Genomic DNA, 1,618 nt, shown 5'->3' on the forward strand with positions numbered 1-1,618 from the left:
GGCGCTTTCCGGTCGAATGTCATGTCCGTTCATCGAACGTCCACATAGGGTTGGTGAGATCGACATGTCCACTTCATGTCGCCGAGTGCGAGGGAGTCCCCTCTTGACCATCCAGTCCTGGCGCCGGGCAGGCGCGCGGATCCTGTCGACGCTGATGTCCGTGGTGTGCGCGCTCGTCGGCGTCGCCACCCTCGGTACGGCCCCGGCGGCCGCGGCCGACCAGCGGCACCCGGTCTATGCCATCGCCCACCGGGTCGACACCCTGGACGGCGTCGACGCGGCGCTCGGCCACGGCGCCAACGGCATCGAGATCGACATCTGCGCCTGGTGGAACCCGAACGAGTGGCGCGCGTACCACGACTGTTCCTCGGCCGGGGACAACCGGCTCGGCCCCGGCTTCGACAGCATGATCGACCGGATCGTCGCCAACGCCAACGCGGGACGCCGGCCGGCGCTCGTCTGGCTCGACATCAAGGACCCCAACTACTGCGGGGAGCAGCAGAATCGAGGCTGCAGCGTCGCCGGACTGCGCGACAAGGCGCAGCGGCTCACGGCCGCCGGGATCCAGGTGCTCTACGGTTTCTACGAGTACCACGGCGGCAGCACCCCGGACGTCGGCGGCCGGGGCTGGCAGAGCCTCGAAGGCAGGCTCGGCCCGCTGGAGGGCATCACCACGACCGGGACCCGCGACCAGGCCCGCAACGCCTTCGACCGGTCCGGCTCCGGATTCCCCGACGGCCACCGGGCGATGGACTACGGCGACAGCGACATCACCAAGGGGTTCGGCAACTGCACCGAGGCCACCTACAACACCTGCGCGGAGCTGAAGAAGGGCGCCGCGGACCGCGCCGCGGGGCAGCTCGCGGCCACGCTGTCCTGGACGACCACGTACAACGACCCCTGGTACGTCGACAAGTTGCTGGGCGACGCGCGGGTGGACGGCATCATCGCGGGCTACGGCGCCTTCACCGGGGTGCGCGAGTACGACAACAGCTGGCAGTGCGCCAACGCCGTCAACCTGGTCCGCGACTGGGTCAACCGCCACAGCGGCACCCACCGGATGGCCACCGCGGGCGACCGACTGTTCCGGTAGCGGACCCCCGGGGCGCCGGCACCCGGCCCGGCGGGCGATACGCGGCCGCTACCACCGTCCGCTACGCTCTCGAACTCCCGTCCGGGCACCAGCCCTTGCGGACCGAACGAGAGTGGAGCGCAGCACCGGATGCACCAGCGAAGCAAGCGAGCCGTCGCCCGGGCCGGAGTGCTGGCCCTGGTGGCCGGCGGCACCGCGATAGCCCTGCCGGCGACCGCCCAGGCCGCCTCGTACAACGGGGCCTGCGGCTCCGGCTACAGCACCATCGACCACCGGGACCTCAACTCCGGCGGCACGGTCTGGCTGACCTACAGCCGTTCCACCGGCAAGAACTGCGTGGTGACGGTCCGCAACAACGCGGGCCCCGCGCTGCAGATGCTCGCCGGGCTGAAGAAGTCGAGCGCCTCCGGCTGGGCGGCGCTCGACGAGAACTACTACACCAGCTACGCAGGCCCGGTGTACCTCTACGCGCCGAACTCCTGCATCGACTGGGAGGGCGGCATCGGCGAGAACGTCAGCGGCGGG

The 1,618-nt window shown here is 70.6% G+C and carries 2 protein-coding genes; both read left to right on the top strand.

The genetic code is table 11. From position 1 onward, the window contains the following. The first annotated feature begins 103 nt into the window (after positions 1–103). Complete coding sequence (locus tag AA75_RS18215; RefSeq protein ID WP_233289072.1) at positions 104–1,093, top strand: phospholipase; 990 nt, start codon at positions 104–106, stop codon at positions 1,091–1,093. A 129-nt stretch (positions 1,094–1,222) separates the two neighbouring features. Continuing rightward, on the top strand, positions 1,223–1,618 hold a 396-nt coding region (locus AA75_RS18220; RefSeq protein ID WP_063794387.1), incomplete at its 3' end, for a hypothetical protein.

The organism is Kitasatospora sp. MBT63 (genome assembly GCF_000710465.2).
GTDB lineage: Bacteria > Actinomycetota > Actinomycetes > Streptomycetales > Streptomycetaceae > Kitasatospora.